The organism is Oryzibacillus soli (assembly GCF_051594765.1).
In the GTDB taxonomy this organism is placed as follows: Bacteria; Bacillota; Bacilli; order Paenibacillales; family NBRC-103111; genus Paenibacillus_AR.
This window is the reverse complement of the sequence record NZ_JBPPGJ010000026.1, coordinates 15,201-28,516: the sequence shown is the minus strand read 5'-3', so window position 1 is coordinate 28,516 and position 13,316 is coordinate 15,201. Positions and strand designations below refer to the sequence as shown.

At 59.0% G+C, this 13,316-nt stretch carries 11 protein-coding genes; 4 read left to right on the top strand and 7 right to left on the bottom strand.

Annotation, left to right across the window (positions count from 1 at the left end; all coding sequences use genetic code 11):
* Positions 1-45: 45 nt before the first annotated feature.
* Positions 46-1,209, top strand: a complete 1,164-nt coding sequence (locus tag ACSEXW_RS25505; RefSeq protein WP_438449012.1) for an RluA family pseudouridine synthase — start codon at positions 46-48, stop codon at positions 1,207-1,209.
* A 200-nt stretch (positions 1,210-1,409) separates the two neighbouring features.
* Entirely contained in the window at positions 1,410-2,492 is a 1,083-nt protein-coding gene (gene xerS, locus ACSEXW_RS25500) for a tyrosine recombinase XerS (protein ID WP_438449011.1), read from the top strand.
* Between the two features lie 83 nt (positions 2,493-2,575).
* Here the strand turns inward: xerS and safA are convergent, their stop codons facing one another.
* The 3 genes from safA to pulA all read right to left on the bottom strand — a co-directional run bounded on the left by safA (position 2,576) and on the right by pulA (position 6,224).
* Positions 2,576-3,220 carry a SafA/ExsA family spore coat assembly protein gene (gene safA, locus ACSEXW_RS25495; RefSeq protein ID WP_438449010.1) on the bottom strand — a complete coding sequence of 215 codons (645 nt, stop codon included), beginning with the start codon at positions 3,218-3,220 and terminating at the stop codon, positions 2,576-2,578.
* A 62-nt stretch (positions 3,221-3,282) separates the two neighbouring features.
* Entirely contained in the window at positions 3,283-4,155 is an 873-nt protein-coding gene (locus tag ACSEXW_RS25490) for a DMT family transporter (protein WP_438449009.1), read from the bottom strand.
* A gap of 77 nt (positions 4,156-4,232) precedes the next feature.
* Positions 4,233-6,224 carry a type I pullulanase gene (gene pulA / locus ACSEXW_RS25485; RefSeq protein WP_438449008.1) on the bottom strand — a complete coding sequence of 664 codons (1,992 nt, stop codon included), beginning with the start codon at positions 6,222-6,224 and terminating at the stop codon, positions 4,233-4,235.
* Between the two features lie 292 nt (positions 6,225-6,516).
* Here pulA and ACSEXW_RS25480 point away from each other — a divergent pair, with 292 nt between their 5' ends.
* Both ACSEXW_RS25480 and ACSEXW_RS25475 read left to right on the top strand, forming a co-directional pair.
* Positions 6,517-8,262 carry an alpha-glycosidase gene (locus ACSEXW_RS25480; protein WP_438449007.1) on the top strand — a complete coding sequence of 582 codons (1,746 nt, stop codon included), beginning with the start codon at positions 6,517-6,519 and terminating at the stop codon, positions 8,260-8,262.
* A gap of 80 nt (positions 8,263-8,342) precedes the next feature.
* A complete protein-coding gene (locus ACSEXW_RS25475) occupies positions 8,343-8,831 on the top strand; it encodes a spore coat protein (RefSeq protein WP_438449049.1) in 489 nt (162 codons plus the stop codon).
* Positions 8,832-8,905: 74 nt separating this feature from the next.
* Here ACSEXW_RS25475 and csaA read toward each other — a convergent pair whose 3' ends face one another.
* From csaA to ACSEXW_RS25455, 4 genes are all read right to left on the bottom strand, one after another.
* Positions 8,906-9,235 (bottom strand): chaperone CsaA, encoded by a 330-nt coding sequence (gene csaA / locus ACSEXW_RS25470; RefSeq protein WP_438449006.1) that lies wholly within the window; start codon positions 9,233-9,235, stop codon positions 8,906-8,908.
* 162 nt (positions 9,236-9,397) lie between these two features.
* Positions 9,398-11,080 (bottom strand): alpha-amylase family glycosyl hydrolase, encoded by a 1,683-nt coding sequence (locus ACSEXW_RS25465; RefSeq protein WP_438449005.1) that lies wholly within the window; start codon positions 11,078-11,080, stop codon positions 9,398-9,400.
* 37 nt (positions 11,081-11,117) lie between these two features.
* A complete protein-coding gene (locus ACSEXW_RS25460; RefSeq protein WP_438449004.1) occupies positions 11,118-11,954 on the bottom strand; it encodes a sugar ABC transporter permease in 837 nt (278 codons plus the stop codon).
* On the bottom strand, positions 11,951-13,303 hold the full coding sequence (locus ACSEXW_RS25455) for a carbohydrate ABC transporter permease (protein ID WP_438449003.1): 1,353 nt from the start codon (positions 13,301-13,303) through the stop codon (positions 11,951-11,953). The genes ACSEXW_RS25460 and ACSEXW_RS25455 overlap by 4 nt, the downstream gene beginning before the upstream one ends.
* Between the last annotated feature and the right edge of the window lie 13 nt (positions 13,304-13,316).

Sequence of the window (13,316 nt, the reverse complement as noted above, 5' to 3'; positions counted from 1 at the left end):
AGAAGGTACCATAATCCGATTGAACCCATGAACAGGTGGTATAGAATGGCGCATAACAACAATTCACGCAATACTCCGCGCAAGGCCAATTCCTCCTCCCCGGGCCGAAAAACCGGCCGCACCCACTCGGGCGGCCAAGAGGGCCGTTCCCACCCGGACAGCAGACCCGGCAGGTCTTCCGCCGACGGCTCGAAGCGGTCCAACGCCAGAGGCTTCGGCAAGCCTGCCGATGGACAGGGACGGAACCGTACCCGCACGGGAGGCCGAGCCCCGGGAACCGACGCAGCAGCAAGCCAGCCTTCCTGGTCCGGCAAGGCTCCGGTGATGATCCCCTTGAAGGCCGGCAGGCGCAAGGGAGACTGGTACGAGATCAAGCTGCCGGACTCTTTTACCGCTGCGACCGCTTCCTCGATCCTGCGCTTTCTGCCGATCCCGCCGAAGCTGGGAAGCAAGCTGCTGGCTGAGAACGGCATCGGCAAGAACGGACCGCTCCTGAAGCTCCGCCTCTTCCCGAATGAACGCCCCGGGATGGAGCCCGATTGGAAGGAAATGAACGTCCTCTACGAGGATGACTTCATGCTCATCGTGAACAAGCCCATCGGCATGGAGGTCCACCCCAGCGCCCAAGGCCAGAAAGGCACCTTGGCCAACGCCGTGGCCGCCTACTACGAGATGACCGGACAGCCCTGCAGGGTCCGGCCGATCCACCGGCTCGATAAGGACACGACAGGCCCTGTGCTTTTTGCGAAGAATGAGTACGCGAATCTCGTCTTCGAGAAGGCCATGAAGGAGAAGCAGATCGACCGGCTGTATCTGGCCGTGGCAGAAGGCAAAGTAGCCCAGGATAAGGGCGTCATCGACGCTCCCATCGGACAAGACCGCCTGCACTCTACCCGCCGACGTGTGAGCGAGACCGGTGAGCCGGCCGTCACACGCTATGAGGTATCGGAACGGCTGCCGGGCCACACCCTGCTGCGACTGAAGCTGGAGACGGGCCGAACCCACCAGATCCGGGTCCATCTTTCCCACATCGGGCATCCGATCGCCGGCGACGGCATGTACGGCGGCACACGCAAGTACATTCACCGGCAGGCTCTGCACGGCGAGAAGCTGACCTGCTTCCATCCGTGGACCGGCGAGAGGATTCATGTCCGAGCTCCTATGCCTGACGATATCGCGGGTATGCTGCAGCAGCTGCGCGGCAAGTAACGAGAGAGGCTGTCCCCTTTACAGGTGCTGTGACCTTCCGGCGCCTTCGAGGTTGGACAGCTTTATTTAATGACATAAAGTTTACATAATTATTGTTATGTTGCGTTCTTGCGGAAGTTACATCTGGCAAACCTCTGTTCCCCTTGGTATACTGAGTACAAACCGATTGCCGATATTTCCCGTAAGTGAGGTGCCGCCCCGTGAATGTGATCAAAGCCAAGGACCGCAAGGAGCTGGACGCCAAGGTGCCCTCCATGCCCTGGTACGTGGAGAAGTTCGTCAGCTACAAGCTGCCGGACCTGTCCCCCTCCTCCCTGCTGGAGTATGTGCGGGATTACGAGACCTTCTTCTCCTGGCTCATGGCCGAGGGGCTGACCGAAGCCAAGGGAATCCGCGACATCCCTCTGGCCGACCTGGAGCGTCTTCGGATGGACAGCGTGGACAATTTCCGGATGTTCCTCGCCACTCGGCGGGAGCACGCCAATTCCCGGACGACGGTGGCCCGTAAGCTCTCCTCGCTCCGCTCTCTCTTCCATTATCTGAGCCAGATTGCAGAGGACGAAGACTTCTATCCGCTTCTGAAGCGCAATGTCATGGCCAAGGTCCAGATGAAACGGACCCACAAGCCCAAGGATACCGCCGCCAAGCTGGAGGGCAAGCTTCTGCAGGAGCACGAGATCAGTGAATTTATCGATTATATCTATAACGGTTATGCTGAGGATATCGCCTCGAACAAGCAGGCTGCTTACTTCCACCGGCTGAACAAGGAGCGCGACGTGTGTATCGTCAGCCTGATCCTCCACTCGGGGCTGCGGGTCTCCGAGGTCGTGAACCTGAATCTGGACGATGTGGATATGAAGAAGAAGCTGGCCTATGTGTTCCGCAAGGGCAAGAATGACGAGACCTTCAAGACCCCGGTCTACTTCCGGCAGCTGGCGATGGACGATATCGCCCGGTATCTGGATATTCGCGCCACCCGTTACCGCCCCGCCAAGCGGGAAAAAGCCTTTTTCCTGGCCATGGCCAACGGGAAAACGGAGGGCGAACGCATGACCAAACGGGCGATTCAGGAGATGGTGATGAAGTACGCCAAGCGGTTCGGCAAGCCGTATCTCTCGGTCCATAAGCTTCGCCACAGCTTCGCCACCGACTATTACACCCGCAACGACCTGTACAAAACCCAGGAGCAGTTAGGACACGCCTCTCCGGAGACGACCCAAATCTACGCCCATCTGACGGACAAGACCATGGCGGAAGCCATCGACCGGGATGCCGGTGAATAAAGCGAAAAAGCCTGCCTGAAGGATCGATTGACGATCCGACAGACAGGCTTTTTTGGGGTGGTTCTCCCCCGGGGCAAGACCGCTCAAGGCTTGATGAACATCTGGGTCCAGTAATACCGGTAGCTGCCCCCCGTGCAATACCCTACGCCGATCTGGGTATAATTCGGGCTCAGGATGTTCTGCCGGTGCCCGGGGCTATTCATCCAGCTCTCCATCACGGCGGCAGCCGTGGTCTGGCCGGCCGCAATGTTCTCCCCGGCGGTGGAATACGACACGTTGAAGCTCTTCATCATCTCGAAGGGACTGCCGTAAGTGGGTGAGGTATGGGAGAAGTAGCCCTTGTTCCTCATATCCTCCGATTTGTAGCGCGCCACCCGGGACAGCTGCCAATTGGGCGAGAGCGGTGCCAGGCCGTTCTTCGCACGCTCGATGTTGACGAGTCGGATGACCTCGTTCTCCACCGATTTGGTGGCGGTCAGAAGCGGCACGGTAACCTTGTCCCCCGGATAGATCAGCGCCGGATTAGGGAATTGCGGGTTGGCGGAGATGATCTCGGAGAGGCCGATCTGGTATTTCACGGAGATTTTCCACAAGCTGTCGCCGGGTTGGACGGTATAGACGTCGGTGTCGGCAGCCGGCTGGGAGCGGACCGGATCCGGGCTCATCACGGCTGCGGACAGCAGCACGGCGGTGAGCAGGGTGAGAAGCGGAAGGGTCTTGCGCGGCATGTCAGGAGTCTCCTTCACAATGGATTGGGAATCTCTCCTAATATGCGCCAAGGAAACCGGACTTATCCTTTCAGCTCGGTGATGAGAATGCCCGTCAGGATGAGCACCCCCCCTCCTACCGTTTGCAGGCTGAGCGTCTCTCCTCCCAGCAGGACGGCGGCTCCGGCAGCGAAGACCGGTTCGGAGGAGAAGATGATGGCCGTATGGGCCGGCGTCGTGAATCGCTGGAAGTAGGTTTGCGCCCAATAGGCCAACGCCGAGGCGAATACGGCCCCGATGATCAACGCTCGAAGCACCTGGGTGTTCGTCCAGATCCCGGGGTCGGCCAGCTCCCCCAGATCCTCCCACAATGCGCCGGCAGCCAGGTTCAGGAAGGCTACGACCGTGAGCTGGATGCAGGCCAGGAGCATCGGCTGATGGTGCGGCGTGTACCGGGCGGTCAGAAGGATGTGGATCGCGAAGCAAAAGGTGCAGCCCAGCACCAGCAGATCCCCCGTCTGCAACGGCTCGGTCCCCCGGATGGACAGGACGGCCAGTCCGGCCAGCGCGATAGACAGGCCCACTAGCACCGGCCGGGTCAGCTTTTGCTTGAAGAACAAGGCTCCCAAGAGGGGAACCATGACGACACACAGACCCGTGATGAAGCCCGCCTTGGAAGCGGACGTATATTGAACGCCAACGGTCTGGAAGATGAAGCCCAAGGCGACCCAGAACCCAAGAATGGCGCCCCGCTTCCATGCCAATCCGGAGACCCGTTCCCGATGCCTCCCGGCGGAATAGACCCCCCACAAGAGAAGCGCCGCAAGGGCGAACCGCACGCCCAGATGGGTCATGGGCTCCATGACCTCCACCGCCTCCTTGATGAACACGAACATGATGCCCCATACGAGTGTAACGAATAAGAGTACGCTGTCGGCTAATAACGATTTGCGCATGGATGATGCCTCCTATACAAAAAAAAGAGCCTCGGCTTCATCTGAAGCCGGGCTCCTGCTGTGATGATCTTGACGGCTTATACGTGATAATACTCCAACTCCCAATCCTTGTAAACGGCCAGCACCACGGTGCTAATGCCTTGAACAGTCATGGAGCCGCCATGAACCCGGTCGAATATACCGGCGTCGCCCGCTCCGAACTCCAGGGTCCACAATCCCGGCAGGGGGATATGAACCTGGATGGGATGATGGTTGCCGTTATGAACGACGAACAGATGTTTGGCCGGATCCCCGTTGGCATGATTCCTAAGCGTGTACGCCACGCAGGCGGAAGGTGCGCCCTCGAACACGAGGTGACGCCGGATCTGTTCCGCCGTACGCATCCGGAAGGCAGGATGCTTCCGCCGCAGCGCCGTCAGCCTGCGAATGTGTTCGACGCCGTCCTGGTTAGCCGCACAGCGCTGCCAATCCATCCGGTTGATGAGGTCCGGCGACTTGTAGCTGTTCTCCACGCCATCCTTGGTCCGCATAAACTCCTGTCCGGCGTGGAGGAACGCCATCCCTTGGGAGGTCAGCACCAGAGCGCTGGCCAGCTTATGCCGTCTCTTGCGGGTCGCTTCGTCATCGTAGGGATTGGAGAGCAGCAGCTTATCCCACAGCGTATAGTTGTCATGAGCTTCTACATAGGCCACCGATTGGACCGGCTCCGCCGCGTAGCCTCGGATATGGTCGTTGTAATGCACCGCCGCCGTGATCCCGATCTTCAGATGATGCTCGGAGCCGCCTCTGCCGCTGATGAAGCCGCCATCTCCCTCGGAAAAGACGCTTCCCTTCAGCGTATCGCGGATCCCGTCGTTAAACTGTCCGATTCCCGGCAGACGGTGGGCGTTCCACTGGTTGGCCCGCTCCGCCTCCGGCAGCTCGGTCGGCATAATCCAGCCTTCACCCAGCATCACGATGGACGGATCGATCTCATCGAGCCGCCGCCGGATTTCCCGCATGGTTTCGATATCATGAAGGCCCATCAGGTCGAACCGGAACCCGTCCAAGTGGTACTCCCGGGCCCAATACAGCACCGAATCCACGATGAACTTGCGCATCATCGGCCGCTCCGAAGCCGTATCGTTCCCGCAGCCGGAGCCGTTGGAGAACAGCCCGTCGTTCTTGTAGCGGAAGTAATACCCCGGTACCAGCTTGGTGAAATTCACCCGGAACGCATCGAACACATGGTTGTATACCACATCCATGATGACCCGGAGTCCGTGGTCGTGGCAGGTCTGGATCAAGGTCTTCAGCTCCCGGATCCGGACCGCCGGATCGAAGGGATCGGACGCGTAGGAGCCCTCCGGCGCGTTGTAATTTTTGGGGTCATAGCCCCAGTTGTAGGAGCGCTCCGGATCGGTTTCGTCCACGCTCTCCGTTGCGAAATCATAGACCGGCAGGAGCTGTACGTGGGTAATGCCCAACGACCGAATGTGATCGAAGCCCGTCGGGATTCCCTTGGGCCCCTTGGTCCCAAGCTCGCAGGCTCCAAGATATTTGCCCTTGTGAAGGACGCCGCTTAAGGGATGGATGGTTAAGTCCCGAATATGCACCTCGTAAATGATGGCGTCGATCGGATGCTCGAAGGGCGGCCTATCCCCGGTCCACCGCTTCGGGTTCGTCGTCCGGAGATCGAGGACCGCTCCCTTGTCTCCGTTGACCGATACGGCCTTGGCGTAAGGATCCACCGCCTCCTGCCATTGGCCGCTGATCTTGACCTTATACGTGTACAGCTTGCCGCTGCAATCGCCCACGACGGTCACCCGCCACACGCCCCGCTCCTCCCGGGTCATCGGAAGCTCCGCCGCCGGTACACCATCCCAGGCGTCGTAGAGAACGGCAGCCGCATCGGATGCGGTCGGCGCCCAGAGCACGAAGGACGTAGCATCCGGATTATAATGGCAGCCCAAGTCGTCTCCCTCATAGGCATACGACTCGTCGAACTCCCGGGAGAAGACCGATAAGCCGCCCGTGAGCTCCGGATCTCCGTATTGAATCTCATAGTCGATGCCCCGTTGTACCGCCATACGTTATCCCGCCTCGGTTTAGAATAGGATTGCACACGCTAGGCCCTTGCACCTGATGAATTTCATTATAGGATGATTCTTCCACCTGCGCAATGCAAACGATTGTCCTGTCTTGGGACACCATACCCATAAAACGTATCTTTTCCAAGTCAGGTGCTTCCAATCCTTCCGAAGCCATGCTATAATGCCCCTATAATCTAAAGGCAATGATTACCTGTAGAAGGTACAACCTCGTATGCATTGACGGGGATGTACCTTTTTTTATTTGCCATTCATAGGAGGTCGATCTTCCATGCAGCTTGAAGCCATCTTCCACCGCCCCAAACAAAATTGGTCCTTCGCCTACGACCCCGAAACCATCTATCTACGCATTCAGACCAAACGCGGAGATGTGGAGCGGGTCCAAGTCCTAGCTGCGGACAAATACGCCTTCGAGGCAACCCGTTCGCTGATCGGGATGGTCCGCTTCGCATCCAACGACCGCTTTGATTTCTGGGAGATCCCTGTGAAGCCGCCCTACAAGCGGCTCACGTACGCCTTCGTGCTGCATGCACGCGGGCAGTGCACCTATATGACGGAGCGGGGCTTCCAATCCGAGGCTCCGGCCGACGCCACAGGGCTGTTCGAATTCCCCTACATCAACCGGGCGGATGTATTCACGCCTCCCTCATGGGTGAAGGATGCCGTGTTTTACCAGATCTTCCCGGAACGCTTCGCCAATGGAGATCCGTCCAACGATCCGGCGGAGGTGGAGCCTTGGGGCGGCGAACCGGGACGCTCCAACTTTTTTGGAGGAGATCTGCAGGGAGTCATCGACCATGTGGACCATCTGGAAAAGCTGGGGGTGAACGCCATCTACTTCACACCCGTCTTCGAGGCCACCACCAACCATAAATACGATACGCGGGATTATATGAAGGTAGACCCTCATTTCGGCGGCAATGAAGCGCTGAAGCGTCTCGTGGAGGTCTGCCACGCCCGTGGAATCCGAGTCCTTCTCGATGCGGTGTTCAACCACTGCGGCGCCACTTTCGAGCCATTCCTGGATGTGAAGGCCAACGGCACCCTCTCCCCTTATGCCGGATGGTTTCATATCCGCAGCTTTCCGCTGGAGGTCCAAGACGGTATCCCAACCTACGATACCTTCGCTTTTGAGCCGATCATGCCCAAGCTGAACACGGAGCATCCGGAGGTCAGATCTTATCTGCTGAACGTGGCGCGGTATTGGATCGAAGAGATCGGCATCGACGGCTGGAGGCTGGACGTGGCCAACGAGGTGGATCATGCGTTCTGGAGAGAGTTCCGTAAGGTGGTCAAAGCGGCGAAGCCGGACGCCTACATTCTGGGCGAGATCTGGCATGACTCTATGATGTGGCTGCAGGGCGACCAGTTCGACGCCGTGATGAATTATCCGTTCACCGATGCGGTGCTGGACTTCTTCACCCGGGGCCGTCTGGACGGAGCCCGATTCGCCGACGCCATCGGCACCATCATGGCCCAATATCCCAAGCAGGTGGGCGAAGCCGCCTTCAACCTGCTGGACAGCCATGATACGCCGCGGCTTCTCACCCTGTGCGGCGGGGACAAGCGCAAGATGAAGCTGGCGGCCGTCTTTCAATTCAGCTATATGGGTACCCCCTGCATCTATTACGGGGATGAGATCGGATTGGACGGCGGACAGGATCCGGGCTGCCGCAAGTGCATGGAGTGGGACGAGGCCAAGCAGGATGTTGACCTCCTCGCCTTCTACCGCCGGCTCATCAGCATCCGCCGAAGCCATCGTGTGCTGCGGGACGGGGGCTTCCGCTTCCTTCAAGCCGAGCCGAACGATCAGCGCCTCATCTATGAACGGTTCGACGGGGAGTCCCGGATCGTGATTGCCATGAACGCCGGTCCCTTATCCCGGACGGTGCATGTCCCTTTGCCGGAGGGCGATTGGCTGGAGCTCTATGAGAACGGCAGCCTGTCGTCCGACGGTGGCGATCCCCTGCAGGTCCTGCTTCCTGCTTACGGCTTCCGGATATGGAAGAAAGTCTAGCGGACAACATTCCATTCGCCCATATGACGCATATTCTGCCGTGTATCTATCACGAACGGGAGTGTGTGACAGTGAACCTTATGCAGGGATCTACCCCCCATCTGGCATGGCACGAAACGATGGAGCTTCATGAGCTGGTCGCGTTTCAAACGGGACAGCTGGTCGCCTTTAAGAAGAAGCTTCCCTCTTTGCAGGATCCTGAACTCCAAGGCTTATATGCCGAAGCGATCCGGTCCATCGAGTCGAATCTTCGGCAGCTGCTGCAATTCTATCCTTACGCCCCGGGGATGGAGCGCCATGCACCGGCCGGTCACCCCGAGCTGATCGGGGCGGAATCCGCCCAGCTCCTCGGCTTTGCCAAGACAGCCGTCCGCAATTATTCCATTGCCATTACCGAAACGGCCACACCCGAGCTGCGCTGCGTATTCGTCGCCCATCTGATGCAGGCCATCGAGTTCCATGCCAAGGTATTCAACTTCATGCTGGTTCGGGGACTCTATCCCGCCTACAACCTGGATCAGCTCTTGGCCGGCGATGTGAAGAACGCCGCTCAGGCGCTGGCGCTGTAAGCCCCGGCCACCCGTTGAAGAACTGCCAAAAGACCCGCTCTTCCTTCCGGAAGAGCGGGTCTTTTGGCAGACGGTCAGGCAACCGGGGTGCCGTTGGGGACCCCGGCGTCCGGCTGCAGCAGGACCACGTCCCCCTCTTCCGGCGTGCCGCCGAGCACCAGTACCTCGGACTTGAAGCCCGCGATGCGGCGGGGCGGGAAGTTAACCACGGCCACGACTTGCCGGCCGATCAGCTGCTCCGGCTCGTAACGCCGGGTAATCTGGGCGGATGAAGCCTTCAGTCCCAGCTCGCCGAAATCGATGACCAGCTTGATGGACGGCTTCCTCGCTTCGGGAAACGGCTCCGCTTGTACGATGGTTCCGATCCGGAGGTCGAGCTCAAGAAATTGTTCGATTGTGGCCATGCGTCCGTTTCCTCCAGTGTACGATGCAGATCGAATCTTGATCCGATCCGGGTCCTCCTATTGTACACCTCATTGCCGGACAAGGCCTGGGGATCTTTTTCTTATACCGATTTTTCCCGTACCCGAACACCCCCGTCCGGATCGAACGGGGGTCATGATGGGTTACTTCAGAATGGCGGAACTGTAGGCGGGCAGTGTTACCGTCCCGTCGGACAGCCCGCCATCACCGAACAGTAGCCTGCGGAAGGATATTGCGTCCTCCGCCGTGAGCGGGATTCTCAACGCAGAGGCGCTTACATTGTGCATCACCAGCACCTGCTCGGAGCCGGTCGCCCGCTTGTAAGCCACCAAGCCCGGCGCCTCATAAGTCGTGCCGGCCAATCCGCCGTCCCGGAGGGCCGAATTGCCGTTCCGCAGACGGATCAGCTTCTTATAGTGATTCAACAGCGATTGCGGATCCTTCTCCTGCTCCGCAACGGACACCGGATTAGTCCGATTGTACTTGGACCCCAGCCAGGATGGGCTGCCCGCCCCCGTCCGTCCTCCTCCGTTCCAGGGCATGGGCTCGCGGATATACTCGTCCGGCTTCCTGCCTGACATGCCGAGCTCCTCCCCATAATAGAGGAACGGATTCCCCGGCAGGGTCAGCAGCATCGCGGCCGCCATCTTCGCTTGGTCCACTCTGCCGTTCAACACGCTCATGACCCGGTCCTGGTCATGGTTGGTTAAGAAGACGGCATCGGTGAAGCGGCTGCCCGAGGCATTGGCGTAGAGTCGGTAGATCCTCTCCAGATTGGAGGCAATGGAGCCGCCCTTCTCCAATTGGACGGCCTTCAGAATCTCGGCGGCTGTCCCGAAGTTGAAGCTGGAGTCGAAGACCGACAAATACGGAGCCACCAGCGCGGCGGAATTCTCCCAGACCTCCCCGACGAGATAGGCCTTCGGGTTCACCGCATCGAGCGCAGAACGGAAATCCTTCCACCAGCTCAGGTTCTTCTCCGCCGTTTCCTTCTTGCCCCGGTCGGACGACAGGTTCTCGTAGATGTGCTTGGCTGCGTCAAGCCGGAAGCCGTCGACCCCTTCCTTCAGCCAGAACTGTCCGACGGAAGCCAGCTCCCGGCGCACCTCCGGATTATCGAAGTTCAGGTCCGGCATCCCTTCCCAGAAGGTGCCGAGGTAGTGACCGTTCCCTCCCTCCTTTACCGGATGCCAAGCCGGAGATCCGGTAGCGCTGCCCTCCGACAGGTTCGTTCCCTCGCTTGCCCACGTATACCAAAGGCGCTTCGTAGAAGCGGGACCCGACGCCGCATCCTTGAACCAGGGGTGCTCCGAGCTGGTATGGTTGACCACCAGATCCATGATCACCCGAATCCCACGTTTATGCGCTTCCGACAAGAAGGTCCGGAAATCCTCCATGGTGCCGTAGTCGGGCTCAATCCCGTAATAATCCGTCACGTCATACCCGTGGTAGCTGGGGGAAGGCTGAACCGGCATCAGCCAGATCCCTTCCACGCCCAGATCCGAATCCGTGGCCGGATCGCCGTCATTCAGATAGTCCAGCTGATCTGTCAGCCCCCGGAGGTCGCCGATCCCATCCCCGTCGGAGTCCCGGAAGGAGCGCACGAATACTTCGTAATACACCCGCCCGGGCTGTTCATCCGGCACTTCATCCGCTTGGGCGAGCGGTGACGCCGTCCCTGATGCCGCGGTGTGAGACTTGATTCCGCCAGGGCTGCCGACCCCCGACTCCGGAGAAGCATCTCCTCTGCATCCGCCGATCAAGCCTGAGGCGCAGGTCCATACGGCTATCCAAAGGAGCTTGCGTTTACGGGGTGAGAGCTTCATCCCAAACCACCTTTTACATGATTAATTTTTAATTACATTAACCTTTTGAGGCCCCCGCTGTCAGGCCCTCCACCAGGAACCGCTGGAGGAACATGAACAGGATCGTGATCGGCACCGCCACCAGGACGGCTCCTGCCGCGAAGAGGGTAAATTCCGTGCTCTGGAACGAATCCACCAGATTCCACAAGCCGACCGCCAGGGTCCAATTCTCCCGGGAGCGCAGGATCAGACGGGCGAAGATAAAGTCAACCCAAGCTCCCGTGAAGGTCATGAGCCCAACATACGTAATGATCGGCTTGGACAGCGGCAGCATCACGTTGGTGAACACCTGCCAATGGGAAGCCCCGTCGATCCGTGCCGCTTCGTCCAGGCTCTTCGGAATCGTGTCGAAGTATCCCTTGGCCACGAACATTCCGAGCGCCGATCCGGCCGCATAGACGAGGATGATCGCCAGATGGGTATCCAGCAGGTTCATCTGCAGCAGAATGATGAAGATGGCGATCATGCTCATGAATCCGGGGAACATGCCCAGGATGAGAATCGTCGACATGATGGTCTTCCTTCCGGCGAAGCGAAAACGGGAAATGGCGTATGCCGTCAGAATCTGGATGAACGTGCCCAATAGCATGCTGCACGTGGCGATTTTGAGCGTATTCCAGTACCAGCGGGCATAGCGGATATCCTTATCCGCCTTCCCGGCGAACAGATCCCGGTAATGGTCCAGCGTCAGCTGCTTCGGAATCAGCGTCTCGCTGAAGAGCGAGTCCCCGACCTTGAAGGACGACATGACGATCCAGAGCGCGGGGTAGATGCAGGCCGCCGCCAGCAGGATCAGGAGCGCGTAGCTTAGGCTCAACTTCAGGCCTTTCCTCATTGGATCATATCCTCCTCTCGGAACGAACGGGATCGGCGGTAGTTCCACAGCGAGAACGACGCAATGATGACGAAGATGATGATCCCGATGGCGGATGCGTAATTGTATTTCTGATTATCCAGCGTCAGCTTGTAGAGCCAGGTCACGAGCAGATCCGTCGTTCCTGCGTAGGCGAAGTCCACGGTCTTGGGGTCGCCCTTGGTAAGCAGGTAGATGACATTGAAGTTGTTGATGTTGCCCGCGAACTGCATGATGAGGATCGGGCCGGTGGCGAACAGCACGTAAGGCATCGTAATGCTGCGGAACTTCTGGAAGGCGGAGGCGCCGTCCACCTCGGAGGCTTCGTACAGATCCTTCGGAATGGTGGTCAGGATGCCCGACACCAGGATCATGGACACGGGAATGCCGACCCACATATTCACCAGAATCACCGTGACCTTGGCCATGAGAGGATCCGTCAGCCACGGGACCTTGCCCAGCCCGAAGTAGCCCAGATACTGGTTGATCGGCCCGAAGTTCTCGTTTAGCAGGTTGCGCATGATGAGGAACGAGATGAACTGCGGAATCGCATAAGGAATGATGAACAGCGTTCTCCACATTCCTTTGAAGCGGATGCCCTTCTGCTGGATCAAGAGCGCAACCAGGATGCCGCCGAAGTAGCAGGTCAGCGTGGCGCTGATGGCCCAGACGAAGGTCCAGCCCAGCACCCGCCAGAACGTATAGCTCCAGTCCTTCAGGAACAGCAGGTTCTTGAAGGTGGCGAAGCCGACCCAGTCCACCAGATTCTTCGGTGGAATGTGATCCGGCGCCGAGTGGTTCGTGAAGGCCATCAGGATCATGAACACGATCGGCAGAATGGTGAAAAAGAGGACCCCGACAGCCGGAACCGCCAAGAGCAGGTAAGGGAAGCTCTTCATATTCAGGTTCCGCAAGGTCTGGGCAAAGGAGGGAACGCTCCGGCCTTGCTCCCGGAGCTTGCCCGTCAAGTAAGCGTCTCGGATGCTGATGGCATAGACGACGAGCCAGATCCCCAGCATCATAAGTGCGATCAAGCCGTAGATCATCAGGAAGACCGAGTGGTCCCCTTCCACATTCTTATAGACCTTGCCGACCTTCACCAGCTGGGTCGGAGTATCCCCCAGCGTTATTAGTCCGGCCAGGCCGCCGATCCATTGCGTCACGAGCAGGAAGATGCCCGCTGCATGAAGCGCCAGAAACAGCAAACCCTTCATCCACTGCCGGTTGTACAGCTGGCCGAAGCCCATGCCCAGCACCGACAGCACCGCTGCCGTCCGCGCATGACGGCTCCGGTCCGCCACCGCCACGGCGGTTTGCAGAGGTTCATTCATCTCTTCCACAGCC